The sequence below is a fragment of the Zobellia russellii genome, from assembly GCF_018728565.1.
GTDB lineage: Bacteria > Bacteroidota > Bacteroidia > Flavobacteriales > Flavobacteriaceae > Zobellia > Zobellia russellii.
Map to the genome: position 1 here is coordinate 73806 of NZ_JACSOI010000004.1, position 25809 is coordinate 99614.

Annotated in this window: 25 protein-coding genes; 7 read left to right on the forward strand and 18 right to left on the reverse strand. The window is 38.2% G+C overall.

The window, feature by feature from the left end; translation table 11 throughout:
• Nucleotides 1-43: 43 nt before the first annotated feature.
• From H9565_RS11030 to H9565_RS11055, 6 genes are all read right to left on the reverse strand, one after another.
• Entirely contained in the window at nt 44-559 is a 516-nt protein-coding gene (locus H9565_RS11030) for a hypothetical protein (RefSeq protein WP_215439600.1), read from the reverse strand.
• 331 nt (nt 560-890) lie between these two features.
• A complete protein-coding gene (locus H9565_RS11035) occupies nt 891-2195 on the reverse strand; it encodes a hypothetical protein (protein ID WP_215439602.1) in 1305 nt (434 codons plus the stop codon).
• A 241-nt stretch (nt 2196-2436) separates the two neighbouring features.
• Complete coding sequence (locus H9565_RS11040) at nt 2437-3201, reverse strand: hypothetical protein (protein ID WP_215439604.1); 765 nt, start codon at nt 3199-3201, stop codon at nt 2437-2439.
• A gap of 420 nt (nt 3202-3621) precedes the next feature.
• Complete coding sequence (locus tag H9565_RS11045; protein WP_215439606.1) at nt 3622-4044, reverse strand: hypothetical protein; 423 nt, start codon at nt 4042-4044, stop codon at nt 3622-3624.
• Between the two features lie 186 nt (nt 4045-4230).
• A complete protein-coding gene (locus H9565_RS11050) occupies nt 4231-5283 on the reverse strand; it encodes a succinylglutamate desuccinylase/aspartoacylase family protein (protein WP_215439608.1) in 1053 nt (350 codons plus the stop codon).
• Nucleotides 5284-5565: 282 nt separating this feature from the next.
• A complete protein-coding gene (locus tag H9565_RS11055) occupies nt 5566-6081 on the reverse strand; it encodes a DUF5004 domain-containing protein (RefSeq protein WP_215439610.1) in 516 nt (171 codons plus the stop codon).
• Nucleotides 6082-6253: 172 nt separating this feature from the next.
• On the opposite strand from H9565_RS11055, the gene H9565_RS11060 reads away from it, so the two are divergent.
• The gene (locus tag H9565_RS11060) at nt 6254-7357 is read left to right on the forward strand and encodes an adenylate/guanylate cyclase domain-containing protein (RefSeq protein WP_246560531.1); all 1104 of its coding nucleotides are present in this window, start codon (nt 6254-6256) and stop codon (nt 7355-7357) included.
• A 138-nt stretch (nt 7358-7495) separates the two neighbouring features.
• On the opposite strand, the gene H9565_RS11065 is transcribed toward H9565_RS11060, so the two are convergent.
• The 5 genes from H9565_RS11065 to H9565_RS11085 all read right to left on the reverse strand — a co-directional run bounded on the left by H9565_RS11065 (nt 7496) and on the right by H9565_RS11085 (nt 12037).
• Nucleotides 7496-8377 carry a DUF808 domain-containing protein gene (locus H9565_RS11065; protein ID WP_215439612.1) on the reverse strand — a complete coding sequence of 294 codons (882 nt, stop codon included), beginning with the start codon at nt 8375-8377 and terminating at the stop codon, nt 7496-7498.
• Between the two features lie 20 nt (nt 8378-8397).
• Nucleotides 8398-8559 carry a lmo0937 family membrane protein gene (locus H9565_RS11070; RefSeq protein ID WP_215439614.1) on the reverse strand — a complete coding sequence of 54 codons (162 nt, stop codon included), beginning with the start codon at nt 8557-8559 and terminating at the stop codon, nt 8398-8400.
• A gap of 248 nt (nt 8560-8807) precedes the next feature.
• Nucleotides 8808-10604, reverse strand: a complete 1797-nt coding sequence (locus H9565_RS11075; protein WP_215439616.1) for an alpha-amylase family glycosyl hydrolase — start codon at nt 10602-10604, stop codon at nt 8808-8810.
• A gap of 280 nt (nt 10605-10884) precedes the next feature.
• Nucleotides 10885-11433: a lipid-binding SYLF domain-containing protein gene (locus H9565_RS11080; RefSeq protein ID WP_215439618.1), complete on the reverse strand. Its 549-nt coding sequence runs from the start codon at nt 11431-11433 to the stop codon at nt 10885-10887.
• A 169-nt stretch (nt 11434-11602) separates the two neighbouring features.
• Entirely contained in the window at nt 11603-12037 is a 435-nt protein-coding gene (locus H9565_RS11085; protein ID WP_215439620.1) for a response regulator, read from the reverse strand.
• A 685-nt stretch (nt 12038-12722) separates the two neighbouring features.
• Between H9565_RS11085 and H9565_RS11090 the strand changes: the two genes are divergently transcribed.
• Nucleotides 12723-14072: a 3-keto-disaccharide hydrolase gene (locus tag H9565_RS11090; RefSeq protein ID WP_215440177.1), complete on the forward strand. Its 1350-nt coding sequence runs from the start codon at nt 12723-12725 to the stop codon at nt 14070-14072.
• A complete protein-coding gene (locus H9565_RS11095) occupies nt 14072-15406 on the forward strand; it encodes a Gfo/Idh/MocA family protein (protein WP_215439622.1) in 1335 nt (444 codons plus the stop codon). Before H9565_RS11090 ends, H9565_RS11095 begins: the two co-directional genes overlap by 1 nt.
• Nucleotides 15407-15543: 137 nt before the next feature.
• Here H9565_RS11095 and H9565_RS11100 read toward each other — a convergent pair whose 3' ends face one another.
• From H9565_RS11100 to H9565_RS11125, 6 genes are all read right to left on the reverse strand, one after another.
• Nucleotides 15544-17715, reverse strand: a complete 2172-nt coding sequence (locus tag H9565_RS11100; RefSeq protein ID WP_215439624.1) for a vanadium-dependent haloperoxidase — start codon at nt 17713-17715, stop codon at nt 15544-15546.
• A gap of 39 nt (nt 17716-17754) precedes the next feature.
• The gene (locus tag H9565_RS11105; protein WP_215439626.1) at nt 17755-18822 is read right to left on the reverse strand and encodes a substrate-binding domain-containing protein; all 1068 of its coding nucleotides are present in this window, start codon (nt 18820-18822) and stop codon (nt 17755-17757) included.
• 217 nt (nt 18823-19039) lie between these two features.
• A complete protein-coding gene (locus H9565_RS11110; protein WP_215439628.1) occupies nt 19040-19360 on the reverse strand; it encodes a hypothetical protein in 321 nt (106 codons plus the stop codon).
• 194 nt (nt 19361-19554) lie between these two features.
• The gene (locus tag H9565_RS11115) at nt 19555-19899 is read right to left on the reverse strand and encodes a hypothetical protein (protein ID WP_215439630.1); all 345 of its coding nucleotides are present in this window, start codon (nt 19897-19899) and stop codon (nt 19555-19557) included.
• 24 nt (nt 19900-19923) lie between these two features.
• Nucleotides 19924-22056 carry a catalase gene (locus H9565_RS11120; protein ID WP_215439632.1) on the reverse strand — a complete coding sequence of 711 codons (2133 nt, stop codon included), beginning with the start codon at nt 22054-22056 and terminating at the stop codon, nt 19924-19926.
• Between the two features lie 88 nt (nt 22057-22144).
• Nucleotides 22145-22558 (reverse strand): hypothetical protein, encoded by a 414-nt coding sequence (locus H9565_RS11125; protein WP_215439634.1) that lies wholly within the window; start codon nt 22556-22558, stop codon nt 22145-22147.
• Nucleotides 22559-22793: 235 nt separating this feature from the next.
• Between H9565_RS11125 and H9565_RS11130 the strand changes: the two genes are divergently transcribed.
• The 4 genes from H9565_RS11130 (at nt 22794) to H9565_RS11145 (ending at nt 24786) form a co-directional block, all read left to right on the forward strand.
• A complete protein-coding gene (locus H9565_RS11130) occupies nt 22794-23198 on the forward strand; it encodes a VOC family protein (RefSeq protein WP_215439636.1) in 405 nt (134 codons plus the stop codon).
• A 63-nt stretch (nt 23199-23261) separates the two neighbouring features.
• Nucleotides 23262-23783 (forward strand): DUF421 domain-containing protein, encoded by a 522-nt coding sequence (locus H9565_RS11135; protein WP_215439637.1) that lies wholly within the window; start codon nt 23262-23264, stop codon nt 23781-23783.
• A 208-nt stretch (nt 23784-23991) separates the two neighbouring features.
• Complete coding sequence (locus H9565_RS11140; protein ID WP_215439639.1) at nt 23992-24213, forward strand: hypothetical protein; 222 nt, start codon at nt 23992-23994, stop codon at nt 24211-24213.
• A 123-nt stretch (nt 24214-24336) separates the two neighbouring features.
• Nucleotides 24337-24786, forward strand: a complete 450-nt coding sequence (locus H9565_RS11145) for a ferritin-like domain-containing protein (protein WP_215439641.1) — start codon at nt 24337-24339, stop codon at nt 24784-24786.
• Between the two features lie 65 nt (nt 24787-24851).
• On the opposite strand, the gene H9565_RS11150 is transcribed toward H9565_RS11145, so the two are convergent.
• Nucleotides 24852-25700, reverse strand: coding sequence for a phospholipase A (locus H9565_RS11150; protein ID WP_215439644.1), 849 nt, complete (start codon nt 25698-25700; stop codon nt 24852-24854).
• Nucleotides 25701-25809: the final 109 nt, after the last annotated feature.

The following is a 25809-nucleotide window of genomic DNA, read 5'->3' on the forward strand; positions in this document are numbered from 1 at the left end:
CTTGTTTTTAAGTTTCTCAAACATAAAATTCTAATGCATTAGTTTACAGCAGCCTAAATTTCATTTGGTTCATTATTCTCCAATTTCCGCGGATATTGATGGACTTTTTTATGATCAAAAGAAATTCTATAGAACCACTAGTACATTCTAGCGTAATATCTCCTCGCTCAACAAGTACGTTCCGGTAGGGATTTACATTATAACGGACTCCCGTTAAAACAATATTTTCCCATTCCACACCAAAAGCGTTTCCTTTTTTAATCAATTGTCTAAAATTTTTAATTAGCTCCACTTTAAAATTAGCTAATACCGAATCTGTTGCAGGAATGGTTTCTTGCGGTCGTGCTTCTTTAATTAGCGGAACAAGGTGTTCAATATCTTTTTTGGTAGGCAAGCACTTTAAAATTTTCTTTTCGTTGTTCTTTTTAAAGGCCTTGAGTACAGTGGTTACCATCTTGCTGTTTTCTAAATCCTTTTGTGCAAAAATAGGGTTGTAGGCTATTAGAAAAACTATCAAGAATACATTGTAGAAGTGGTTAGGTAGCAGTTGCGTTTTCAATTAGGGGCAGATTAGTTATGAAAAGCAAAGATAGCGTAAATGAAGTATGCATTGTGCTCATGTAACTGGGTGTTTTTGGGTTGAGTTACTAGTCTACCACAGATTAGGTTTTACTCGTATACTCATGTAGAACACGCGTTACAAACGAGTGCTAGCGGGGGCGTAATCTAAGTTATCATTATAATGTTGAATGTATTGGTAAAAAGCTTTATCTAGACTGGTCATTAACCTATTCTTATCCATCAAACAGCTTTATTGTTACTTGCAAGAACTGTATGGAGCACTCGTTACAAACGAGCGCTAGCGGGGCACCATTGTTAGCTCCAGCTTTTTATTTTAAAATTTCATAGCCTAAATTATTCCATTTACTTAAATCTGACATAGTTTTATCACCAGAAATTATTTTTTCCAATTCTTTATAAGTTTGTTCTTTTTCATCTAAATGTGGTAAATGTAGAAATCTTCGGTGATTTGCACCAACTCCAGAAAAAGGTAAAGAAAAGAATCTGTGAAATTCAATATTGGATTTTGGTAATTTAAACATCCATCCAGAATTTTTAGGAAAAACTTTATTGTAACTTTCAAAAGCGTTAGGAATATGTTCAACAGGGATTCCTGTGTTATCCGCAATATATTGATATTCAACCTCTCTTAAATCGGTTAGAATAAAACCGCCCATAACGTAAGTGAAGAACTGCCAAAAAACCGGATATCTATGGAAATAGGGCTCTTTAACAAGTTCATCTAATCCGTTTTTAATTGTATTTGGTATACTCAAATAATCAATGCTCTCAAGAAATGTTTCTTCACCAAATGAATCTTGATGATTTTTAATTAGATGTTCTGCACAAGATTTTAAGATAGTTACTCGAGCTATATGTTCTATGTAAAGAGAGATTTGCAAAGGTGAATTACTTGCTTTGTAGAAAGTGTCTGCAAAACCTTCTTTAGTTAATTCTTCAACATTTTCGTTATATTCTCCATTCTCAAGTTCGTAACATATTTTTGCGGTTAGATTTTTATATTTGAGATATACCTCAAAAAGTTGTTTAATTCTTTTTATTGGATTATTAGAAAAAAAAGAACCACTATTTACCTTAAAAAAATAGTCATCTAAATTTTTAAAACCTTGATTATTGGGTTTCTGCTTTTTAAAATCTTTAATTTTTTTCAATAATTTTCTTTCAAGTAAATATGAAAATCTAAGGGTTTCTATCTCTTTTTCATCTGCTGCTTGATGTAAAAAATCTTTTAGACAGTCATTGGTTTTACTCAAATCAGAATTGTCAATTAAAGTAATACCTAATTCTTTTGATTTTTTTTCAAAATAGCTGAATGAATTCCTTTCTTTTTTGACTATAAAAATTCCATCATCAATTTTTAAATAGACTAACCAACCTTTTACTTTAAAAATCTCGTTAAAGCCCCATTTCCCCGATTTAATTTCAACTAATTTTTTAGAGGTGTTCTCTTTTAAAAAATCAGTTGTAATAATGTCTAATTCTAAAATTTCTTCTGTTTCTCGATGTATAATTGAACGTTCTACATATAAACCACCACTTTGAAAAAATGCACATATATAATCTTCATAATCATACTCTACGGGATTACTCTCTAACTCAATTGGTTTACTCATTTTGTTGTGTTCGATTTTTTGCTAACGTTTAGTTATGGGCAGTGGCGTCGTTCAGGGCGTTATTGTTTATAGGTGTTGAGCTTGTTGCACAAGCTGTAATTTCATAAAATTATACATTTTTAGCTTTACGTGTAATTTGTAACTACTTGATTTTTAGTGATAATTTTTCTAAAATATCATGAAAATTATAGGGTTCAATTGAAGAATATAGTTGCGCAACGATTACCGTTGTTGTGCCCAGTTATTTTTTCCGCACTCTAACGATTTCCTGAAGTAAAACATCTAAATCATTTCTAAAATTAATTTGAGTTCTATTCGGCAAGTTTTCTTTTTTTCTTATGTGAGAATGTAAAAATGCGTCTGCTATTTTTCTACTCGAATTGTTTAAGTTTTTCATGCTTTCTCTAAAGCTATGTGTTCCGTGACTGCCACACACATCAGGGAAATTAGCTTTTCCGAACACTGGTGGAATGTGGTCGATTACAGCTCTTATTAATAGTGGAATAGATAAAAATAAACCGTGGGAATATGCTATGTTTAATTCGGTCAAAAGTGCTACAAGTTTAGTAAAATCAAAATCGTCATCATCAATTCCGTCTAATTCATCTATACGCTCTGGGTCCACATAATTTTCGTTAACTGAAGTTCCCAGCTTTACATCTTTTAAATATCCGTAGTCATTGGTAATATATTGGTCAGTTACTCTTTTTCCAGCTTGTTCTAAAATTTTAACTGGTAGCCATTCGCCAAATCCTAAATATCCTCTTTCGATTAAGTCTTGAGATTTACACGTTTCCCAAAGGTCTTTTTCGGTTTTGATTTGATGATGCTCAAATGTAAAAATCTGAATTTCGTGCAATTTCGTGAACCAATATTTCTTTCCTTTTATGAAAACTGTGTCTTTCCCATACTTGTAAACATCAAGAATTTTGTCTAGTTCTTCCTCATTGACATCCAAGATATTGAATGTTCCACTTTGGTTTTTTACAAATATGTTATAGTTCACGATGGTTTTTGTTTAATTGGGTACAACAATTGTATAAAGCAACTAGTTGTTTTATATGTTTAATCTCTAGGTAAAAACACACTTAGCTTTATCCACAAATAAGTTTCTCCTATAGATTCATGTTTTAAATATCGCAATACTATTCAAAATAAGATTACAGAAAACCGTAAGGAGCGTGTAAGAAATACACTATTCGTTTAAGTGTAAGAATTTCTCGGTAAAGGGTAGGGTAAAACGCTTTTTTTAAACAAGCTGTTTTTAGCTCATCGCCGTAAAAAAAAGAGAAAGAAGGTTGCGTAGAATTTCCGTTCTCCGTGGGTGTATCATTTTATGGCAGCTCTTCTTAACCCCGACTTTAGGAAAATGTGCTGTGGGTCAATTTGTTCTCGTTTTATTTTCTATAAGCTCAATGAGCCTTGTCTATATAAGCCAGCCTTTTTTCGTGGCCCGTTTGCTATAGAAATAAAGGAATGTGGCTATTGCAATAACCGCCATAGGGATAATGGCATAAAATACAACCGAGGTTTTTTTAATGTCAAAGACCAGTAGCCAATACAGCTCTATAAAAAGCAACGTAATTAGTGCTATGGCAAAAAAATTAGAAGCAATTTTCTTTCTCATAAATAGCATAAAACTACCTAGCATTTCAGCAAATAGGGCAACTATAAATATAACAATATACCAACTAGGAAGGGATTGCATTTTATCAAACTCCTCAGTAGTTAAATGTTCCTGTAGAAAATTCAGCTCATAGGAACTAAAATAAATTTCAATGATATTCCATAAAATGGCAAAAGAAGATACGAGCCAAAAGGAAGTTGGAGGTTTGCTATCTTGTTCCATAACAGGTTGATTTAGTGTATTATAAAAATACACAAACCCGGCAACTAAGCCTAACAATTATATTGAATAGTAGGTAGTTTGTCTTAGAACTATCAAACCGATTCAATTGTAGCTTCAGTTTATTCTTCTAGTGTTTTATGTAATTGAAATTCGTAGAGAAAAGGGTGAGTAGAAAGCTACCACCGTTTAACGGTTGTACCCAATACAAAATACGGTTTCGCCCACATTTACCGGTGGGGTTCCAATTTTATAAAGAATAATCCCTGATTGGGGCGCTATTATTTCGCCTAGGGTATTCCCAAATTCATCTTTGGTGTGCCCCAAAATATCACCCTTCTTTACAGAATCGCCCGCTTTTAGGTCGCTAAAAAATACGCCCTTGGTTTCCGCCTTTACATAAGCCTGCCCATTCAGTTCAATGGGCTTTTCAGGGCTGGTTTTGGTTTGGTACATCTCCATTTCATGCAGCATTTGGTACACCCCTTTTTTTATGCTGGCAACGGCCTCTTTTTGTACGTTACCCAGTTTCCCGCTCTCAATGCTCAATGCGGTCTTTCCGTCCTGTACGGCCTGTTTAAAGGCGTAATGGGCAGGGTCTGTATCTTCTAAGGTGTACGGATAGGTAACCATGTACTGAAACCCACTGGCTTTGGACAGTTTGCGTGCCAATTGCGTCTGTTCCGGTTTTTGCTCGTTGTTGTAATAACAGACAAAGGGGAGGAGGTCCTCATTGGCATCGCCCCCGTGAATATCCAACAGAACATCGCTTACCGGAATGATATCCGTAGTGAACATGGCCGCTATTTTTTGGGTAATGGAACCAGAGGCATCCCCCGGAAAGGCCCGGTTTAAATTCACATCATCTTGGGGGTTTTTAAACGGCGTACGGGAGAAAAAGGAAGCGGTATTGGCTATGGGCACAATGATTACGGTGCCCGTTAACCGGTCCGTATCCAGTTCTTGTATCAATTCCTGTGCTGCTATAATAGGCGGATATTCATAGCCGTGCACCCCGGAAAGGATGGTAAAGACCGGTCCTTCTTTTTTTCCTTTTAGGATAGTAATGGGCACAGTAGCCGTACGGTCTTGGGCATCGGTTAGGGTAACCCTAATATTTTGGGAAGCAGGTCTGTTGGTTTCGGCAAAGGTTTCTTTAAAATTATCCTGCGCCCTAAGGGACAAGCTGGTTATGGTAAGTGCCAAGGCAAGGGTCAATTTTGTAAGCTGTGTTCTGATCATGAATGTGCAAATTTTATACTATTCGTACGCGGAACCTAGTGCGCAAAAGTTAAAATTGGGCAGCAAGGCACCGCCAAATTTTCAGGTAGGACAAAGTTAAAAATTTAGAGACTTTTATAGGCAAGCGCAATGGTTTATATGGGATAATGTTCTGTTAAAAATCCACTTACTTTACTAATCCGCCCAAGGAATCCTAAAAACAAATTTGCCGGCTAGAACTGGGTGCTCCAAACCGGCAAAATTGTGCCCATAGAATAGGGCGTATGTTTTAGCGTACAGCCGTTATTGGGCCGTGTAGGTAAACGTAACCTTGGCCTGAGTGGTTTGTCCGTTTACATCTACGATATTAAACGTATCCGTAAAGGTATAGGCAGAGTCGTCATCTTTAAAATTTAGCGGTATGTTCTGAACGTTACAGCTACCGGTAAGGCTAAGCAGGTCTCCGCTCAACTTCCACGTACCGCCCAAAACGACCTTATTATCGCAATCGGCCGCATTTTGGCTCTGGTCGTACGTGTAGTCCCTGTTGGTGCTAAAGGTGTAGCTGGCATCTTTTTGGCAATCACCGTACTGGGCAAAAAGGTCCTCGCTGGGGTTTTCTTCACTATCGTCCGTAAGGTCAATTTCCGTATCGGCCGTCATAGCGGTCAGCACCCATTTACCCACTAATTTTTCCTCGGTGGTATCCAGAGCGCCCGTATAATCTTCGGGACAGGTTACGCTGTTATCTGATTCACAGGAAATAAAAAATGCATTGCAAAGAACTGCGGTAAGTAAAAAAATGAATTTTCTTTTCATTGGTACATATGTGTTTTAGGTTCTTTAGATAGATGTGAAATTGGCCAAAGGGTTGCGATGCGCTTGTGTTAAATCCGCCAAGGGCCCGCTCAGCTTTTATTTGAACGCTCTGTGCGGCGCGGGTTTTAAAAAAGATTATAACTTTAGTGCACAGTTATCGTACAAACCAACCATGAAAACCGGCCTATCTCCAAAAATGAAGCGAAACCTAGCGCGTGTTGCGCCGTTTGGTATTATCCATATGGTTTTGGGGCTGTTTATTCTTTTTATTCAGGAGGCTGTAACGGGTAATGAAAATATAAACCCGGAAACATCCATTTCGCTTACACTAGAGGTTTTTGTTTTTGCCATTATTGCCGTTGGCTGCGTGGGGCTGTTAATGGGGTGTATTGAAATATTCTGGTTGGGCAAGCTGTTCCAAAACCGGAGTCTGGCAAAGAAAATCGTTTACAAAATGGGGTTTTACCTCCTGTTTATCTTGGCCGTTATAGTCTTGACCTATCCGCTGGCGGCAAGTATAGAACTAGAGGTACCTCCGTGGGATTCTCTTGTGCTACAAAAGTTCTTGAACTTTTTACTGAGCATGGATTTTTATAGCACTTTAGTTTCTTTGGTGGTCAGCCTGTTTTTGTCGCTCTTTTATTTAGAGATCAGTGATAATCTGGGGCATGGGGTACTCATGAATTTTTTCACGGGGAAATACCATAAACCTGTGGAGGAGAAACGGGTGTTCCTGTTTCTGGATATGAAATCTTCTACCACCATTGCGGAGGAGCTGGGCCATATTACCTATTTTGAATTGCTGAAGTCCTATTACTCGGATTTCTCCGATGCCATTGTGGCCCATGAAGGTGAGGTCTACCAGTATATAGGCGATGAAATTGTGATTTCCTGGCCGTTTGAAGCGGGCATTAAGAACAGCAATTGCATTCGTTGTTTTTTTGCGATGAAAGACAGCCTAGATGCCAAGACCGAAGCCTACCGTACCAAATTTGGCGTAGTGCCCCGTTTTAAGGCCGGACTGCATTATGGAAAGGTAACCACCGGAGAGATCGGTGCCCTAAAAAAGGAGATTATCTTTACTGGAGATGTTCTTAATACTACGGCCCGTATACAAGGGCTTTGTAACAGTTACCAAGTAGACCTTCTAGTGTCCCAAAGGCTGATAGAAGCACTACGGCTGCCAGCCCATTTAAAGCCCCGCGATATGGGAAATACACCACTTAGGGGCAAAGAGGAAACCGTAGAACTGTTTACCGTGGAGCGGGAGGGGTGAAGTACAAAGATGCCATTGCACCACAATACGGGAGTCACCGGCTGAGTAGCTTTTTTCAACAGGAAATGGACGTCATCCAGAAAGAAGACCAATGATACCTATAGGATTTAAAATCCCACACCGTTTTGATGCAGTAGCCTATTTTTTCTTTTTGAAGAGACTTACAATTTTCATTACTAATTTAACGACCAATAAGACTACAAAACCAACACCAAGGCCTACCAAGAATTCTTTAACGATACTTGGAAGTTGCGGTAAAAGGTCATGAAAGAAATGAATGTTATGGGCAAAAATACCGCCTGCAACCAATAGAAGGGCTATAGTACCTATAACGGACAGGCTTTTGATTACCCAAGGCAAAGCGTTTACCAAGAATCTACCCATATAGTCAGAGAAGCTATTGTCCCGCTCATTTAGGTTAATGAGCCTTAGCCCAAATTCATCCATACGGACAATTAAAGCCACTATGCCGTAAACACCAACGGTGGCAATAAGGGCAATTAATGAAACTACCGGTATTTGTATGGAAAGTGGTTCTGCAGCTACTGCGCCCAAAGCAATGATTATAATTTCTACGGAAAGTATAAAATCCGTTACAATGGCAGATTTTACGCGTTCCTTTTCCAAAGCAAGGATATCTGCTTCGGTCATGTTCGCGTTCAATTTTTCATGCGATTCGTTATGATGGGGCACGAAGATTTCATAGATTTTCTCCGCACCTTCATAGGCCAAGTACAATCCTCCTAAAATTAAGGCGACAATTATGGCAGAGGGTAAAAAAGCACTGAGCAGAAAGGCTACGGGCAGGATAATTAATTTATTCACCATAGAACCTTTGGAGATGGCCCAAAGCACGGGAATCTCACGGTCGGACATAAATCCGGAAGCTTTTTCGGCATTCACGGCCAAATCATCACCAAGAATACCTGCTGTTTTCTTAGCCGTAATTTTACTCATAGCGGCAACGTCATCCATGAGTGTGGCAATATCATCTAGTAATGCAAAAAATCCTGAAGCCATAGTTAAGGGTTGGTGTTTTATTATTTATTTTTTTTTCGTTCTATAAACCAGTTATAGATTATGAGAATGACGGCCAGTACCAATAATAGGTGAATAAGGCCTCCCAGAATTTTAAAAATCAAAAATCCTAAAATCCATCCAATTATCAATACTATTATGAGGGTATATATGAGATATTTCATAATTTTTTCTGTTTTAAAGGGTCAAGGGCATAAAAGTTTTAAATATGACCATTCCCTAGAGTTCATTTTTAAGTATTGGTAATATATGATACACTTTTATGGGCTATAGCTGCTATCCAAATCTTTTTTGATCATAATCGTTTCTAAAATAGTAGGGCAAAGGGCAGATGAAAAGTAAAACTGCTCTGCGAAACAAGTACTTATCCTTATCCCCACAGAGCAGTTGTTGACTCTTAATTTACTAAAAGCTATTTTGTATAAATTAATGCGGCATAAGCAGGAATCGTAATCTTACCAGTAAATGGTTTTTCGTCTGTAGACTCCGCTACTTTTTCCATATCTTCTACTTCCAACTCTGAGAAATCATCATCATAACCTTTCCAGGTGCTGTTGAACCTTAATTTCCAATCGGCATCTTCGGCAACTCCAATTCCGTATTCCTCAAATGGCCTGTCCCCAAAATTAAGTACTACCAATACCGGTTCGTTATCGTCGGAATCCCTACTGCGCACATAGGCAAGGATTTTATTGTCCTGATTAAAATGAACAATATCTAACTGTTGCCCTCTCAGGCCGTTGGTACGATCAGCCTTTCCTGTTCTAAGTGCAATTAGGTCCGTAGACAATTTGCTGATGCCCTTTAGTTTTTCAAATTTTTCCCAATCCAAGGCTTCGGTATCCTGAAAATATTCATCTTCAATAAATTCCTGACCTTGAAACAACATGGGAATTCCAGGAGCTGTTAAGGTAAGTACCATACCTAAAATGGCACGTTTTTTCGCAAACGGACTCTCGGCATCTCCCGGCTGTATTTCTTCAGGAACCCTAGCCTTTCCATTGGCTACCTCGTCATGCGATTCCGTATAAATTATTCTCTTAAAGGCATCACCACTATAAGTATAGGTCAACGCATTTACGATATGCTGTAGGTCTCTATCGTCATCATTTATCATGGTGAGTACTTCCCGCACAGGATGTACAAAATTCATATCCCATTGAGAGCCGTATGCCAATCCTCCGTACTCGGCCCCATCAGTAACTTTGTCGTCTCCTTTAAGGTCTTCGGCAATAGTTAAAATGTGTGGATATTTAGATTGAATTTGCATGTTAATATCCCTCATAAGAATATTACCTTCATTAATTTCCGTATCCAGTCCAAGACCACCGCCTTCAAACCTAATGTAAGAGGTGGCGTCCATACGCAAACCGTCACAACGGTATTGTTCTATCCAGAACATAGCATTGTCCGCGATGTATTTTCTAACCTCAGGACGACCGTAATCCGGACGGGTATCTCCCCAAGGGGTTTCCGAGCGGTAATCGTTATAAAAATAAATTCCTCCCTTGTCATTTTCATGCCAACCATCAAATTGCCAAAGATCTACGTCCGAAGGTCCAAAATGGTTATAGACCACATCCATAATTACCGCAATACCATTCTTATGAGCTTCCTTTACAAGTTTGGCAAAACCATCCGGTCCGCCATAATCCTGTTCAATGGCAAAAGGGTGTGCCGGATTGTAGCCCCAAGAAATACCTCCGGCAAATTCAGCTACGGGCAGTAGTTCAATACAGTTAATTCCCAAATTTTTTAGATAGGGCAGTTTTTCAATGACATCTTCAAAAGTACCTACCTGATCTGGCTTTTTACGATTAAACGTTCCTACATGTAATTCGTAAATAACCAGTTCGTTCCAATTAGGTATTTGAAAATCATCTCCTTCCCAATCAAAATCCAGCTTTCTGGCAATGGAATTTCCATTACTATTGGTAACCTCTACGGCATAGGGGTCGTTACGTTCGTACTCATTGGACCCGTTTAGAATGAGGAATTTGTATTCATCACCTTCTTTACACTTATCCGTAAAACCGGCCCAGTAGCCGTTTTCTTCGTGTTCCAGTTCAAAATCATCTTTTTTCCAATCATTAAAATCGCCAATAACAAAAACCTTGTCTGCATTGGGCGCCCAAACTCTAAAGGTAGTAGGCCCGTCTTCTGTTAAGATGGCTCCCATACCCGCACTTTTATTTAAAATAGCTTCCATAATATCTGTAATTAGTATAAGCAAAGGAGCTCATATTGTTCAGTACAAAATAATGCGAATCTGAATTGGAAGTTGGTCTCAAAGGGTTTTTAAAATAACCCTAATCGCCTAAATATTAATCTTATGGATGTGATAGATTGAAAAGGTTTTAAAACAAAATTCAGGAGAGGGTAGTGTACATACAAGTCCATCTTTACGAACGGGAGTAAATAAAAAAGTGTACAAAGAAAAAGGGACCTTACAAGTGTAAGGCCCCTTTTCATATGAGTGAACAATCTAATTATTTCTTATCAATTAGCTCCATGTCCGTATACTTAAACTTTTGACCACCTACGGATAGGTCTGCCATTAACCCTTTTTTAGGCTTGGCAAATACAACTACACCGTCATCATAATTAGCGTTGGCTGCAACTCCTTTTTCAAGGGCTACTGCAGTAGCTTCGGCAGAAAGTTCAAATTCACCTTGCTTAAACTCGTTAAGGGCATCTTCGGTTTCAAAGAATATAATTTCAGTCAATGCTTGACCACCAGCTTGTAATCCTACATCTACTTTCTTTAAATCTGCCATACCTACGGCTTTTCCGTTTTCGTAAAGTACACCATTACCAGATGCACCACCAACGATAAGTCCGCCTTCACCAACATTAGGGAATACGACATATCCCGGTGCGTTTTTGAAAAATTGGTCTAGTCCATAATCTGCTTTCTGCAATTTTGCTTTAGCTTTTTCGGCATCGGCCATTACTCTTTGGTCATCTTGATCTTGGGCATACGTACCTAAAGAGAAAAGTACCATTGCCGCTATTAAAATTGATTTTGTGATTTTCATATCAATAGTTTTAAATTAAACTTAAATTCTGACACAAAAATACAGGTCGTTCTAAGCCTAAATTGCCGCTATTCATTGAAATTATGATGCAAAAAGAAGGAAGTTTTTAGAGTAAAATAATTACCGTTTGGGTCAATGGAAATTGTGAAAATTGGAGGTCTATATGTAGCTAGACCAATATTACAAACTCACTAGGATTTATAGCCGAAGTATTTTTTTCAATTAAGGAAACCAAACTTTTTTGAAGCATTACTTTTAGGTCATCAAATGAAGATGGCTTTTGTATATACTGGTTAGCACCATCAGTTTGTAATTGATTTACTTCTCGCAGTCTGTAAGAAGTAGAGTAAACGATTACCTTAATATCATCAAATCTAGGAAAGTTCCTAATATCTGTAAGGCACTCAAAACCGTTCATGAGGGGCATGTTCAGGTCTAAGAAAATCGCGTCGGGCAAATCAGTAGAAGAAAATAGGTCGTCCATAAGGTCCACACCATTATCAAACTGGGTTACTTGGGTAGAAACATCAATTTCATCAAGTGCTTCAACAAACAGTTCACGGTCTTCAGTATCGTCATCCGCTAAATAAAGGTTGAGAGTCATAGTAATTTTTATAGTTTATTTGGTCCTAAATAATTTGTTGCCTTAAAATATCTGTCAGAATACATTCTGTTTTAGAAATTTTAAAAGCCAATCTATGTACGTTAAAAGAACTTGGTTTGGAGCTTTATTTAGACTTTAATTAACAAAAGAAATGATTGGCGCCAAAATAATAAATCCGTGGTGAAAAACGGACTCAGATTACTTTTGATATTAACTCAAATGAATTTTTCAGTACAATTTTAGGGCGTTGTTTCAGATAATAAAGTTTGATAATAAGCTTGTTTGATAGGAAGGACTTTTATCATTTTCGGCAATTTATTCACCTGTATTTGGCGGAATCATAAATAATTTTTACGTGTGCGCACACATTTTGTTGGGTTTTTGCTAGGTTATTTGAGGACAGAAAATTACATTCGTAAATATTTATTATTTAATTAAACCGTTAACTGCTTTTTGCAAATGGTTGTTAAGTAAAATATACTCAAGTAAACAGATTAACTCATTATATGCATTTGGTTGAGGAGGGAAACACAACTGTTTTTTTTAACCACATAGTTTTTTAACTAGAACTAATCCGTTTGACGCTCTAAAATCATAAACATCAAAACAATTTTAAACTATTAAAATGAAGTATTTAAACGTAAGTAAACTAAGGACCTTAGGGTATAAAAGTGCACTGCTACTAATGGCATCAAGTCTTTTTTTAAGCTGTGAGGCCCAGAAAAAAGAAACCCTACCATGGACGGATCTTTTTGATGGAGAAACTTTTACCGGTTGGACTCAAAAAGGCGGAAAGGCCATTTATGAAATTAGGGATAATTCTATCGTAGGAACTACGGTTAGCAACACCCCAAACTCATTTATGACAACAGATAAAATGTACGATGATTTTATCTTGGAATTGGATTATAAAGTAGACCCATCCATGAATTCTGGAATTCAAATCCGTAGTAATAGTTTTCCCTATTATATGAACGGTAGAATCCATGGGTATCAAATTGAGATTGACCCATCAGACCGGGCATGGAGTGCCGGTATTTACGATGAGGCGCGTAGGGGTTGGTTACATCCTTTAGATGATGACAATACAAAGGCAAAACAGGCTTTTAAGCAAAATGACTGGAACCATTACCGGATTGAAGCTATTGGCGATACGTTAAAAACATGGATTAATGGTGTACCCGCAGCCCATTTGATAGATACGCAGACAGATAGTGGTTTTATTGGTTTACAGGTTCATTCTATAGGAAAGGACAAAACTCCGGGAACCGAAATCGTTTGGAAGAATATCAAAATTATTACGGACGATGTTCAGAAATATGCTCAAAAGAGTCCGTTGCCAGCTATAAATATGGCCAACCAGCTTACAAAAAATGAAAAGGACCAAGGTTGGGAATTACTTTGGGACGGAGAAACTACCGAAGGTTGGAGAGGTGCTAAGTTGGAAGGTTTCCCTGATAAGGGCTGGGAGATAAAAGATGGCATACTTACTGTGTTATCTTCAGGTGGAGAAGAGTCTGCTGCCGGAGGAGATATTGTTACCACTGAAGCTTATAGCGATTTTGAACTTAAAGTTGATTTTAAGTTGACCGAAGGAGCTAACAGCGGAATTAAGTACTATGTAGATACCGAATTAAATAAAGGTGCAGGTTCATCCATAGGATTGGAATACCAAATTTTAGACGATGAGAGACATCCGGATGCAAAAAAAGGAAACCATGATGGTAGCCGTACCGTTTCTTCGCTGTATGATTTAATTCAAGCAGACCCAAAGAAGCCGATCAAACCCATAGGGGAGTGGAACACAGCATATATTATATCCAAGGAAAACCATGTAGAACACTATCTTAATGGAGCTAAAGTTTTGGAATATGAGCGTAAAAGCGATGCATACAGAAAATTGGTTTCGGAAAGTAAATACGCCAAGTGGCCCAATTTTGGAGAGTTGGACAAGGGTCAGATTTTATTGCAGGATCATGGCGATAGAGTTAGCTTTAAAAACATTCAAATAAAAACACCTAAAGAAGATAAGTAATGACTAGTAGAAGAAATTTTATAAAGAAAACCGCAACGGGTTCAATGGCTTTATCGTTTAGCGGACTTGTTTTACCTTCTATGGCCCATGCCAATATACTTGGTGCAAATGACCATATTAATTGTGCTATCATTGGTGTAAGAAGTAGAGCAAAAGCACATATTGCGGCCATTCATACTGATAAGAATGCTAAAATTATATATACCTGTGATGTAGATGATAATATTATAGCAGAGCATAATCTCTGGTGTAAAGAAAACATAGGTTACGTACCTAAAGTTGAAAAGGATTTTAGAAAAGTGTTAGAGGATAAAAAGGTAGATGCCGTATTTATTGCTACCCCGGAACATTGGCATGCCCCAATGGCCATAATGGCGCTACAGGCCGGTAAACACGTATATGTTGAAAAGCCTTGTAGCCATAACCCTTGGGAAAACGACCTGCTCGTAGAGGCCCAAAAAAAGTATGGTAAAAAAGTTCAAATGGGTAACCAACAGCGTTCGGCAAAATCTTCTGCTTTAGCTGTAAAAGAAATCAACGAAGGCATTATCGGAGATGTCTTTAAGGGTGAAGCCTATTATTCTAACAATCGTGGCTCTATTGGTGTAGGCAATAAAGTTCCTGTACCCTCAACGTTAGATTGGGATATGTGGCAAGGGCCCGCCGTTAGAGAAGATTATAGAGATAACATTCATCCTTACAACTGGCACTGGTTTAAAAATTGGGGTACTGGCGAAGTTCATAACAATGGTACTCATGAAATAGATATTTGTAGATGGGCTTTAGGAGTTGATTTACCAGATAGTGTAACTTCCTTCGGAGGGAAATATGCATATGATGACGATTGGGAATTTGTGGACAACCAACAGGTAACCTATAAGTTTGGTGATGATAAATTTATCACGTGGACAGGCCATAGTAGAGGAAAAATCCTTCCAAACCAACCAGGAAGGGGAATTACCATTTACGGAAGTAAAGGAATTATAACTTTAAGTAGGGGAGGCTACAAATTGTACGATTTAGGTGGAAACCAAATTAAGGATATTAAAGAAGGAGGGGATCAAAGCACAGGTACCAATACTCAAGGCGGTGGCAGTCTAGATGTGAACCATGTAGGTAATTTCTTTGCTGGAATCAGGGAAGATAAATCCCTCAATTCTGATATTAAAGATGCAAGTATCTCTACCATGCTTTGTCATCTGGGTAATATGGCACAAGATGCCGGAGAAACCCTTAAAATTGATAAGGCTACAGGTAAGGTCTTGAATAACGAAAAGGTTATGAAAGACTGGTGGAAACGTGAATACGCCCAAGGTTGGGAACCTAAGTTATAACTTCTCAATGTAGAGAAGAATACCGTAAGCAGTTTGTTTTTGTTTTTTTTAAGGTCCGTATGATTTATTTATGCGGACCTTTTTTGTTGGTTTGTTCTCAGGAAAAAAGAAAGGTTGTAGACTATGATAAGAAAAGCTCACCTTCTAATCACCTTTTGCTTATGAACAATTGCCCCCTCGCTATTCTTTATAGTTAGAATATATATCCCAGAGGAAAGCCCATGAGTGTTAATTTTATAGGAAATATTAAAGTCGATGTTTTCTGTATGGGCCAATTCCCCCCTCATATTAAAGAGTAGCACCGTACACGGGCCTTGCAAATCTGTAGCAAGGTTTATTTCTTGTTCAAATGGAATAGGAAATGGAATGGTGTTAGCTTCGTTTTCCTCAGCCGAAGTTGGGTTACCAAAAAGAAGTTCCGCTTTGGCGAAAGCCTGTTTTCCTATTTGCTCTCCTATTAAGCGACCAGGAATATCGTCTATTGGGGGATGTATGCCGCCCCATATTCTAGAAAGGCTCGTTTGGTCCGAAGCATCCCTATAGGTGGCCCATTGCAAGGTGAAATCTTCTGAAGGGCCATTTTCAAATACCAAAAATTGATTGGCCTTAATGTCAAACGTTCCCATGCCACCAGGAAAAAAAACATCTCCCGTTAATTGGGTCATTACTTCTGCGGCCGCTCCGGAAAAGGTAGAATGCCCGGATACATAACCTGCAAATGGAGGTGTAACAAAAGTACCGCGTTGGTAAGGCCACCAATGCGTACCTAAAATCCAACCCACACCTGCTACATCGCTTATGGGATTGTTTATGAAATCGGGGCCTCGCCATGCCTTGATTTTAATTTCTCCCACAAACTCACCCATAGTGCCAGCCAAGGGGTCATCTTCTTCAATTAGTTCAATTAGGTCTGGAATCAGCGGTATGCCCTGAGGATCAAAGCTAGGTAAGGAAGGATTACTACTTTGCCCTTTTCCTGACATATACCTAATTGCCGATATAGGTCTAACATAATCAAAATATCCTTTAATGCCCCAAGTAGCAATAGCCGAATCGTGCATGGCTCCACCAAGTGCCAAATAACATTTTACATCCCACTCAAGATTATTTAAAGTGGGACCTTCACCTTTAAGTTTTTTATCTACCAATGGATGGTCACTTACATAATTGAGTATGGTAAACCAATGTCCCGGTGGTGTTTCGGAGTCGGGGCCGTCTGCCCAGAATTCGGCAAGGACTCGCGTATAGTCCGATCGTTTTACAAACTGAGGGGAGTAGGGTTGGTTGGTGTGTGGGTTGAGGTCATGACCTTGACCGGTATCCCCTCCGTCCATAAGACTATAGAAATTTTTATAAGCTTCAAACGTAGTAGGGTAGGTGTCAATATCTACATTGCCCAAGCTAGCTGGAGAGATGTCTATTTCAGTGTCATCTTCTGGGTCTAGATGCGCAGACCAAGCGGCCACTAAAGTGAAATTCCACTTGTAAGGGTCGTCAATTCCGTTGCCTATGGAATTTTTTATTTGGGGAGGCTCTTGAGTATTGAAATATAAATGAGAATCAAAACCGTTGTTTTTAATTTGCACATCGGCCTCATTTAGTGCAAATGGTACTACGGCACCCCATTCGGGTCCTAGAAAATCCGGTATGGAAACTGGAACGGAATTTCCTGATTGATCAATAAAAAGGTCAAAAGACAGGGGCTGCCAGTGGTTTGGGTCAATATTGGTTATATCTTGATATTCTGCCAATACCAAGGGAGGGTTGGTAGGTTGGTATAGTTGATTACCATATTCAAACGTTTCGTTAGCTCCATCCTGTTCGCCAAACCTGATCATTTCATTACCCAAATAATTGCCCAACGCAGCGAATGAACCGCTACTATAATCAGTAGAGGTAAATTGTGGGTTGTAGCCAAGTGACAGGAACAGGTTTTCTATGTTGGACAATGTTTCATTTGCACCGGGAGAAGTAGCAAAACGATGGGCTAATAACCTGAACAGTGCATAGCTCATAACTTCTTGCCTAGCTTGATCTATGGCTGTTGGTTGTACAATTCCGTTAAATCTACAATTGTAACCGCCGTAAGTCTGGCCAAGGAATACGGTTTGGGCCGTATCATCAAACAATGCCCAGGCATCGTACATGAGTACGGAACTATGGTATAGATTACGCGCATGAACCGTGGGTCTGGCATAATCCACTCTAATAGCGTCTAAAAGAACGTCATTCCATTGTCTGGCAATAGAGTGTTGTGCATTGGCGGCAAATGCAGCGCAAAAAAGGATTAAAAGCAGTATTTTTTTCATGTAACATTTTGTACGAAAAATACTTTTCGTAAACTTTACCTAGACAGCGTATTCAATGGTTTCCGCTACATCAAAGTAGTCAACATTTTCTTGGGTAACAATGTTTATGGGCGAGTTATATTTGGGTTTGGGCGTTTTGTTCAACAATAGATACTCACAAAGTATTTTTAATCCCATATAGCCTTGTTCAAAAGGATTTTGATCAATGGCAAAATCAATGGCACCCTTTCTAATGTAATTAAGATTATCCAAATGTGTGTCAAACCCTACCGTACGAATATGCGTAATATTCTTCTTTTCAAAGTATTGGGCAACGGTAAAAACAGCACTGGAGGGAACAAAGATTCCGGAGATAGCTTCATCATTCTTTAGGGCTTCGGAAAGCGCGATTTCTACTTTTTTCGAATCAAAATCATCAATCAGAACTTTCTTTATATGATTCGTATTCGAATTGTTTTCAAAGTAATCATGAAACCCTTTAATCCTTGTTTCAATGGCCAAATGGCTGTCCACATTTTTTTGGGAAGTTAAAACAGCGATATGTCCAGATGATTTGGTGATTAAATCCATCATCTTACCACACAGATACCCACTGCGCTGTGCGTTTTGGCCAATGTAAGTTAGTTTGTTAGACGTATCCAAATCAATATTTATAAAAATAAATGGAATGTCCTTGGCTTTTAATTTTTCAGCAAAAGCAAGAGATGTGTTGTAAAAGAAAGGAGCAAAAACCACCCCGTTAGGGTTGAGGTCCAAAATTTTATCAAGAGCCTTCTCGTATGATTTTAAATCGTATTGATCAAAAAAGAAGCGGTGGGTTTCAACCCCGTATTTTTTTATTTCCTTGGCGGCAGACTTCATACCCAAATGTGGTCCGTGCCAGAATTGGTTTTTAGATACGACTGAGGGAATTAGGGTCGCAATTCTGTATTTTTTCTTGAAAGCCAGGGTGCTTGCCAATATATTTCTTTCAAAGTCATACTTGTCAAGTAATTTTTGAACCTTTTCCCTGGTTTTTGGAGAGACCCCGGGTCGTTTATGAATAACCCTGTCCACTGTACCGGTAGAAACTTTAGCTTCTTCGGCAATATCTTTAATTGTTTTCAATACAATAATTTATGAGTGTAGCAGCAATTTAGAGCTACCATGGTTAGTTGGTTGTAGTTGAATTATTTGTATGTCAAATATAAGGATAATTCTAGTCTTATAAAACTCTAGGGTTTGTTTTGTGTACGCACACGAAATAGGTTTGTTTAGACGGGTATTCAGAAAACCCTCGCCTAACCAAGCTGTTAATAGTAGCTGAAAAAACGCAATAATCTAGTTAGGATTCGTAGAGATTGTGCCTAGTATTTTTAAGAGTCTGAATTTCCCGGGAAACACGAACAAGATTTTTACGGGCTCCTTTTCTATTTTGAGAAACTAACGTAGCAATGCGGTTTAAACGCGATTTTACACGAACCAGTTTAATATTGAATTCCCTGACTGCTTCAAATTTAGCTGAAGGGTATTTGGGAAAGTTGCTTTCAAAATTTCTTTTTAATTCCCTAACCTGTCTGTTTAAATTATTCAGGTTTCTTTTTAAGGCGTTCTTTGTAGTATTTGTTTTGATGGAACTTTTCTTCTTAGCTAATAATCTAGGCATATTCTTAGGAGATTGTTTTTTTCAAAATTAAAAAGCTCATACAGTTGTAGGTCGTTCTATTGATTGAAATTTTATCTCAATTGGCAAAGACATTTCAATAGGATGTTTTCGTCTGGATTTTTGCCCTTCCGTTTAAGTCAAAGAAAAGCCCGAAGTATTTTGCTTCGGGCTTTTACAATGGGGGAATAGATAAATTACTTAGCGTCTGCCGGTAATAAATCTTCGTCTTTGATATTTTCTTCAGGAATGGTTTCTAAAAACTCGTAGAGGTCTGCATCTGCGCTGGGACCATAACCCGCAAGCAATGTGCCTTTACCACCATCACTAGTTTCTATGACATACAACAATGACATATCTGAGGGATTGCTCATTCCTTCATAACGATGCTCTTTTACGATAGTAATATCTTTTGCGGCGTATGCCTTATCTGTCTTAGTACTTCTTAATTCTCCCTTTACAAATCGGTATGAGTCGGTATACCCCAATTTCTCATAACTCTTTATATAGTCTGTTTCGTGCTTTGCATATTCATTAGTCATAATATTTTCTTTTTAAGGTTAAACTTAAGCGGGTATTTTTTCCGCTTTTTCTCTTCTCTTCCAGTTACGGTGTTTAGCAATAGCTTTAATGAACTCTTCTGGTTTGCCATTTATAAAAATGGCTTCATCACCTTCTATATCCGTAATGGCGGTATTCTTTAAGAAATCTTCGGCTTCGCCGCTTACAGCAATAGCTTTACAGTGTTTATAACTTTCGTTTACGAACTTCGTAAATTTGGACTGTGCCGATAGCCCATCAATAGATGATTTGCCTCCAGGAATATAAATAGCATCAAATAGAACACTTTCCGTAGTCATAATTGCCGCATCAACTTGGTGCTCCATATCTTCATCACAAGTGACCGTACCACCGTGCGGTGCAATTAATTTAATCATGGCGCCTTCTTTTTCCAGAGCATCTTTTACGGTCTTGAATTGGCTCATACTAAAACCATCGGCTACCAAAACCGCAATCTGCCGTGTGGCAATAGAACTGAAATTAGTGTTCGCCTGACTAAGTTTAGGCGATTCATCCAAATAGTTCTTCTTCTCCGATGGCTGTTGCGCCTCTACATCTGCATCTGCACCAATAGCCTGATTTATGGGTTCTTTGATGGAAGAAGGAACCTTCATACCTAGATTGCCCGCTACTTTTTTAGCAAGGTCAGAATCAATCTTATCAATCAAATAAAGCATTCGCTCCTTTATATGCTTGATGTCACATTTACCTAATTCAAAAGAGTAGGCGCTAATAACATGTTCTTTTTCCCAATCAGAAAGACTTCTATAAAAAAGAGCAGGTTGGGAGAAATGGTCATTAAAACTTTCGCTCCGAGTTCTAATTTTCTTGGCATCAATACGCTCTTGGTAGGATTCAAAACCACCTTCTTCAACAGATGACAGGTATGGACAACCACCACCAATTGAATTTGGGAAATAAGCAGTTCGTCCTTTTGGAATCTCGGTTTGCATATGACCGTCCCGTTGGTTGTTACGAGCTTCTACCACCGATTTGTTAATTGGTATCTGGTGAAAATTATGTGTACCCAATCTAGAGAGTTGGGTATCTCTATAGGAGAACAACCGGCCCTGTAGAAGAGGGTCATTTGTGAAATCTATACCTGGTACAATACTTCCTGGCATGAATGCAACCTGTTCTGTCTCTGCGAAGAAATTTTCCGGATTTCTATTCAAGACCATTTTACCTATTATTTTAACAGGTACCATTTCTTCAGGTATTAGTTTGGTAGGGTCTAAGAGGTCAAAATCATATTTGTGTTCATCTTCCTCTGGAACTATTTGTAACCCTAATTCCCATTCAGGATATTCTCCAGCTTCAATGGCATTCCATAAATCTCTTCGGTGAAAATCCGAATCCGCGCCACTAATTTTAACGGCCTCGTCCCAAGTAACGGAGTGTACTCCTAATTTTGGTTTCCAATGAAATTTTACAAAATGGGCCTTACCTTCTTTATTTACAAGTCTAAATGTATGTATACCAAACCCTTCCATCATACGATAACTACGCGGTATGGCCCTGTCGCTCATTACCCAAATATGGTTGTGAAGTGTTTCTGGTGTAAGTGAAACAAAGTCATAGAATGTATCATGGGCAGAGGCCGCTTGCGGAATTTCCTGGTGTGGTTCAGGCTTGACCGAATGAATTAAATCAGGGAATTTCATGGCATCCTGTATAAAGAAGATGGGCATGTTGTTCCCAACCAAATCCCAAGTACCTTCGTCTGTATAAAATTTTACGGCAAAGCCTCTTACATCCCTTGCCAAATCTGTAGAACCTTTTGATCCTGCAACGGTAGAAAACCGCACAAAAACAGGGGTTTTTCTAGATGTATCGGTAAAAATACCGGCTTTGGAATATTCCTCTATACTTTCATAGAGTTCAAAATAGCCATGTGCTCCGCTTCCTCGGGCATGAACAATTCGCTCTGGAATACGTTCGTGGTCAAAGTTGTGAATTTTTTCACGTAGCAGAAAATCCTCCAATAACGTAGCTCCTCGCGGCCCGGCTTTTAAAGAGTTGTTTGTATCGTTTACTTTGAGTCCTTGCCTAGTGGTTAAGGGCTTGCCCTCATAATCAACAGTAGATTTCTTTAGTTGTTCTTCTTTTTTTGTGCTTGTGTTTTTATCAGCTTTCATATAAAGTTCATTTTAAGGGATGTTCTTATGGGGTTCTTGTTGAGTTAAAGGATTATGGTAATGTTTAACATTGGAATGATCAGGTTTTCTAATTTTCTGTTAGCGCTCTTATGTGAGCTAACGCAAGAAGGTCTCCTTGGATTTTTGTGTAATGCTCTACCAATAGTATTGTTAACTTGTCCGGTAGGGCCATATCGATCATACACTCACAAATTTCCAAAGCCTTTCTGTGTAGCAAGTCTATATTAACATTGCTGCCTGTAGTAACAGCTAAATAATTCTTGCCGTATAATTGATTATGCCATGCGTAAAGTTCAGAGAGTTCAACGTTCTGTTCCTGTCTTATGGCAGTATGCCAAATGTCCAGAATGAAGTTGGACCGCTCAATAGCGCATTGCTCCATAAACATTCGCATAAGGGGCGTTTTGGATTTTACCGCACCTTCAATGCATCTCAGTTCGCTAATGACATACACCTTTAATAGTTGCTCAAGACATTCCATCCTTATAATTATTGATTTTCAAGCTAAAATTAGGGAAGAGGCCAAGAATTGATTGGCTGTAAAAAAATCATTATTAGTGCAAATGCTATCTGAAATTTCGATTTTATAAATAGCCTTATCATATAAAAGTATGAAGCTCAATGCTCCATTTTTTTGTGTTAACTATTAGTGCGATGTAATCGATCATGAAGGTGTACTTCCTATAACTTGCTGTAAATTTTAAAAATTCAATACAATGAAAATACAAGCATATTTAGCATTTGATGGAAATTGCCAAGAAGCACTTAATTTTTACGCAGACCTATTTGACGCCGAAATAAAAAACAGGCAGACCTATGCCGATAAAAAGATAGATGTACCCTCTTCTTACCGTGACCGTTTGCAACACGCCGAATTAAAAGGTAAAGGCATTCATTTTATGGCTTATGATGCCGCACCGGACACACCGCTAACAGAAGGAACAAAGATTCATTTGAGTATAGACCTTAAGGATAGGAAAGAAGCGGAAAGTCTATATGAGCAATTGTCTTCAGGAGGTCGAATACACCACGAACTAAGGGAGCGCGAATGGAACGCATTATTTGGACGCTTTACGGACCGTTTTGGTATTAATTGGATGATAAATTGCGATTTAAATTAGATTCAACTTGCAATTTGAAATAATAGGGAAGAGGTAGTATCAATTTTTTGAAAAACTAAATTTATGGAGGAGTGGTTTAAATTTTCATGGGAAGCGTTTGGCGCCATTTGTATCACGGCAGTAGGAATTTATATAGCCGTGATTTTAATGACACGAATATGTGGCAAGCGCAGTTTTTCTAAAATGTCGAGTTTTGATTTTGCAATGACCGTTGCCGTCGGGTCAATCATAGCTACAACAATACTATCCAAGTCTGTAAGTCTTACAGATGGCATTGTTGGTATTGTAACAGTTTATTTGTTGCAAATGGGAGCGGCTTTTGCCAGACGGAACGACACTGTTAAGAAGTTAATGGACAACACCCCATTACTACTTATGGACGGTGAAATTATTTTGGAAGAAAACCTTCGGAAAGGCCGTGTTGCAAAATCCGATTTAAGGGCCAAATTAAGAGAGGCCAATGTAACGGAGCTCTCCGAAGTTAAAGCAGTAATATTTGAAACCACCGGAGATATTTCCGTACTCCATAAGCAGCATGATAGGCCTGTAGAAGATTTCTTACTTAGCGATGTAGCAAGAAATTAGTACAGGTTCAATTAAAATTAAAGAAATAAGAAAGGCATTCCATATTGGAATGCCTTTCTTATTTCATATCAATTAAGTTCATTTTTCAATTGAAAGTGATCATGAAATTTTATTCCATAAAATAATTTTGAAGGAAGCTCATAAGATGAAGAGAGAATCATTGATTTTATGAGTTGAGATAATAAGTGTTTAACTAAAAGGAAAGGTTATGCAGGATTTTGAATACAAGTACACTATTAAGAACAGAATTACGGGAGAAACACTTTTTTCAGGGATAGATGATATTAGTCAAATAGGAAGTTTATCTCAGGATAGTTTCTTTCAATACATCGCTACAGAGGCAAAAATGAAACGTTTGGGCGAATGCAAACTTGAAAACGAAGATTACATCTGTATCGTAAGGTTTGGAAGCGTGCAAAAGGTAGCATAGAAAGTATAAAATTCATTGCGTCCAAACCTTATGCTTTAGCATTGATCAAAGGCTAAGGTTTGTTCTAAATTTGAATGTACGCCAAACGGTAGGCGTTTAAGTTACCGGAAAAATAAAAGAGATATGAATAACGATATAAAAGAAATTGAAGATAGTATAAATGATATTATACAAAAGAACGAAGATGCCATTAAAGGGTATGAAAAAGCAGCTGAGAATTCAGAAGAAATAGGGCTTAAGAGTTATTTCCAAAATAAATCTATAGAACGTAGAAACTTTCTTGTAGAATTGAAAGCTGCGGCACCTGCCTTAAAAACTAGAGATGATATAGACGGAAGTGTTACCGGAGCTATGCATAGGGCTTGGATGGATGTTAAAACATTCTTTTCGGGCGATAGTGATGAGTCTATGTTGGAGGAAGCTATACGTGGTGACAAAGCCGCTATTGATGAGTATAATGAAGTATTGGGAGATACACATTTACCCCTTGAAGCCGCTGCGGTAATTAGAAAACAACGCGATTGGTTGATGGACGACCTTAAGACTATTAAAACGTTGGAAGACGTTAGATAGTTTTTATTTTGCGGAAAATTTAAAGCCCCTGAAAAGGGGCTTTTTTTATGCAAGTAACCTCGGATTTAAGGAGTTCTTCTGTTTTTCTTCAGGATATTGAATTCATTACTTTTAATAACATATCCTACACGGATCATGCTGTTGTACTGCTTGTAGTTAATTAGATTTTCTGTATGGCCGGCAAACCATTCCAGCATAATGTATTGATTGGATTTGTGTTTGAAAGGACGATAATGAAGCCGGGTCTGAATCATCCCCCTAGTGTCTAAATTTAACCCTTTTCTGACTTTTACCTCAAATATAAGTTTGTCAGGAATAAAATCATGGGATAGGCTCACTTCCCCTAGTCCCACGTAATCCAACAAGTCCGGATTTCCTGATTTATAGCCAAAAGGTAACCATCCTTTTACATGAAGGAGTGTTTTCTTGCCAATAAGAGTGGAATATTTCAGGCTAAGTCGGTTCCAACTTCTAGAAAAAATACTATCCCTACCATTAGACTCGTGCTCAAAAACAAGATTGGCCAGTCCTTTAATTCTATCATCGGAATCATAAAAAGCTTTACCAACACCTATGGTGGGGTTAAAATTGATTTCCTTAAAAGGATAGGAATCTTTGTAGATGTCCCAAAAAGCTTTTTGACTGTAGGTTAAGTATAGATAGGTGTCCCACGGTAAAATACTACGGGTAATAATCTGTTTAAAACTAACTTGGTATTTGGCATTTGCGGTAGAGCTATTAATGGGTTTATTAGTGGGTACACCCGTAACAAAGTAATTGTCTTTGTGAATGGTAAACCATGGAATATGCTGCATGGTGTCGCGCATTTCTTCTCGGCTAAGAGCTTGCGCATTTAGATTGGCAGATAAAAAAAACGAGCCTAGTAAAAGCCAAAGAGAGATTTTCAGTTTCATAGTGTGGTTTGTTAGAATGCAAAAATAACCTTATAAAACGGCTAGTTTTAGCGTTTTCAATACGAAACGTGACCGATATAACTGTTACGGCGTAATACTACTTAAAAGC

What these genes read in the sequence shown, in the direction of transcription:
- H9565_RS11035 (WP_215439602.1), bottom strand. Translation starts at nt 2,195, where the DNA reads ATGAGTAAACCAATTGAGTTAGAGAGTAATCCCGTAGAGTATGATTAT.
- H9565_RS11045 (WP_215439606.1), bottom strand. Translation starts at nt 4,044, where the DNA reads ATGGAACAAGATAGCAAACCTCCAACTTCCTTTTGGCTCGTATCTTCT.
- H9565_RS11050 (WP_215439608.1), bottom strand. Translation starts at nt 5,283, where the DNA reads ATGATCAGAACACAGCTTACAAAATTGACCCTTGCCTTGGCACTTACC.
- H9565_RS11055 (WP_215439610.1), bottom strand. Translation starts at nt 6,081, where the DNA reads ATGAAAAGAAAATTCATTTTTTTACTTACCGCAGTTCTTTGCAATGCA.
- H9565_RS11060 (WP_246560531.1), top strand. Translation starts at nt 6,254, where the DNA reads ATGAAAACCGGCCTATCTCCAAAAATGAAGCGAAACCTAGCGCGTGTT.
- H9565_RS11065 (WP_215439612.1), bottom strand. Translation starts at nt 8,377, where the DNA reads ATGGCTTCAGGATTTTTTGCATTACTAGATGATATTGCCACACTCATG.
- H9565_RS11070 (WP_215439614.1), bottom strand. Translation starts at nt 8,559, where the DNA reads ATGAAATATCTCATATATACCCTCATAATAGTATTGATAATTGGATGG.
- H9565_RS11075 (WP_215439616.1), bottom strand. Translation starts at nt 10,604, where the DNA reads ATGGAAGCTATTTTAAATAAAAGTGCGGGTATGGGAGCCATCTTAACA.
- H9565_RS11080 (WP_215439618.1), bottom strand. Translation starts at nt 11,433, where the DNA reads ATGAAAATCACAAAATCAATTTTAATAGCGGCAATGGTACTTTTCTCT.
- H9565_RS11085 (WP_215439620.1), bottom strand. Translation starts at nt 12,037, where the DNA reads ATGACTCTCAACCTTTATTTAGCGGATGACGATACTGAAGACCGTGAA.
- H9565_RS11090 (WP_215440177.1), top strand. Translation starts at nt 12,723, where the DNA reads ATGGCATCAAGTCTTTTTTTAAGCTGTGAGGCCCAGAAAAAAGAAACC.
- H9565_RS11095 (WP_215439622.1), top strand. Translation starts at nt 14,072, where the DNA reads ATGACTAGTAGAAGAAATTTTATAAAGAAAACCGCAACGGGTTCAATG.
- H9565_RS11100 (WP_215439624.1), bottom strand. Translation starts at nt 17,715, where the DNA reads ATGAAAAAAATACTGCTTTTAATCCTTTTTTGCGCTGCATTTGCCGCC.
- H9565_RS11110 (WP_215439628.1), bottom strand. Translation starts at nt 19,360, where the DNA reads ATGCCTAGATTATTAGCTAAGAAGAAAAGTTCCATCAAAACAAATACT.
- H9565_RS11115 (WP_215439630.1), bottom strand. Translation starts at nt 19,899, where the DNA reads ATGACTAATGAATATGCAAAGCACGAAACAGACTATATAAAGAGTTAT.
- H9565_RS11120 (WP_215439632.1), bottom strand. Translation starts at nt 22,056, where the DNA reads ATGAAAGCTGATAAAAACACAAGCACAAAAAAAGAAGAACAACTAAAG.
- H9565_RS11125 (WP_215439634.1), bottom strand. Translation starts at nt 22,558, where the DNA reads ATGGAATGTCTTGAGCAACTATTAAAGGTGTATGTCATTAGCGAACTG.
- H9565_RS11130 (WP_215439636.1), top strand. Translation starts at nt 22,794, where the DNA reads ATGAAAATACAAGCATATTTAGCATTTGATGGAAATTGCCAAGAAGCA.
- H9565_RS11135 (WP_215439637.1), top strand. Translation starts at nt 23,262, where the DNA reads ATGGAGGAGTGGTTTAAATTTTCATGGGAAGCGTTTGGCGCCATTTGT.
- H9565_RS11140 (WP_215439639.1), top strand. Translation starts at nt 23,992, where the DNA reads ATGCAGGATTTTGAATACAAGTACACTATTAAGAACAGAATTACGGGA.
- H9565_RS11145 (WP_215439641.1), top strand. Translation starts at nt 24,337, where the DNA reads ATGAATAACGATATAAAAGAAATTGAAGATAGTATAAATGATATTATA.
- H9565_RS11150 (WP_215439644.1), bottom strand. Translation starts at nt 25,700, where the DNA reads ATGAAACTGAAAATCTCTCTTTGGCTTTTACTAGGCTCGTTTTTTTTA.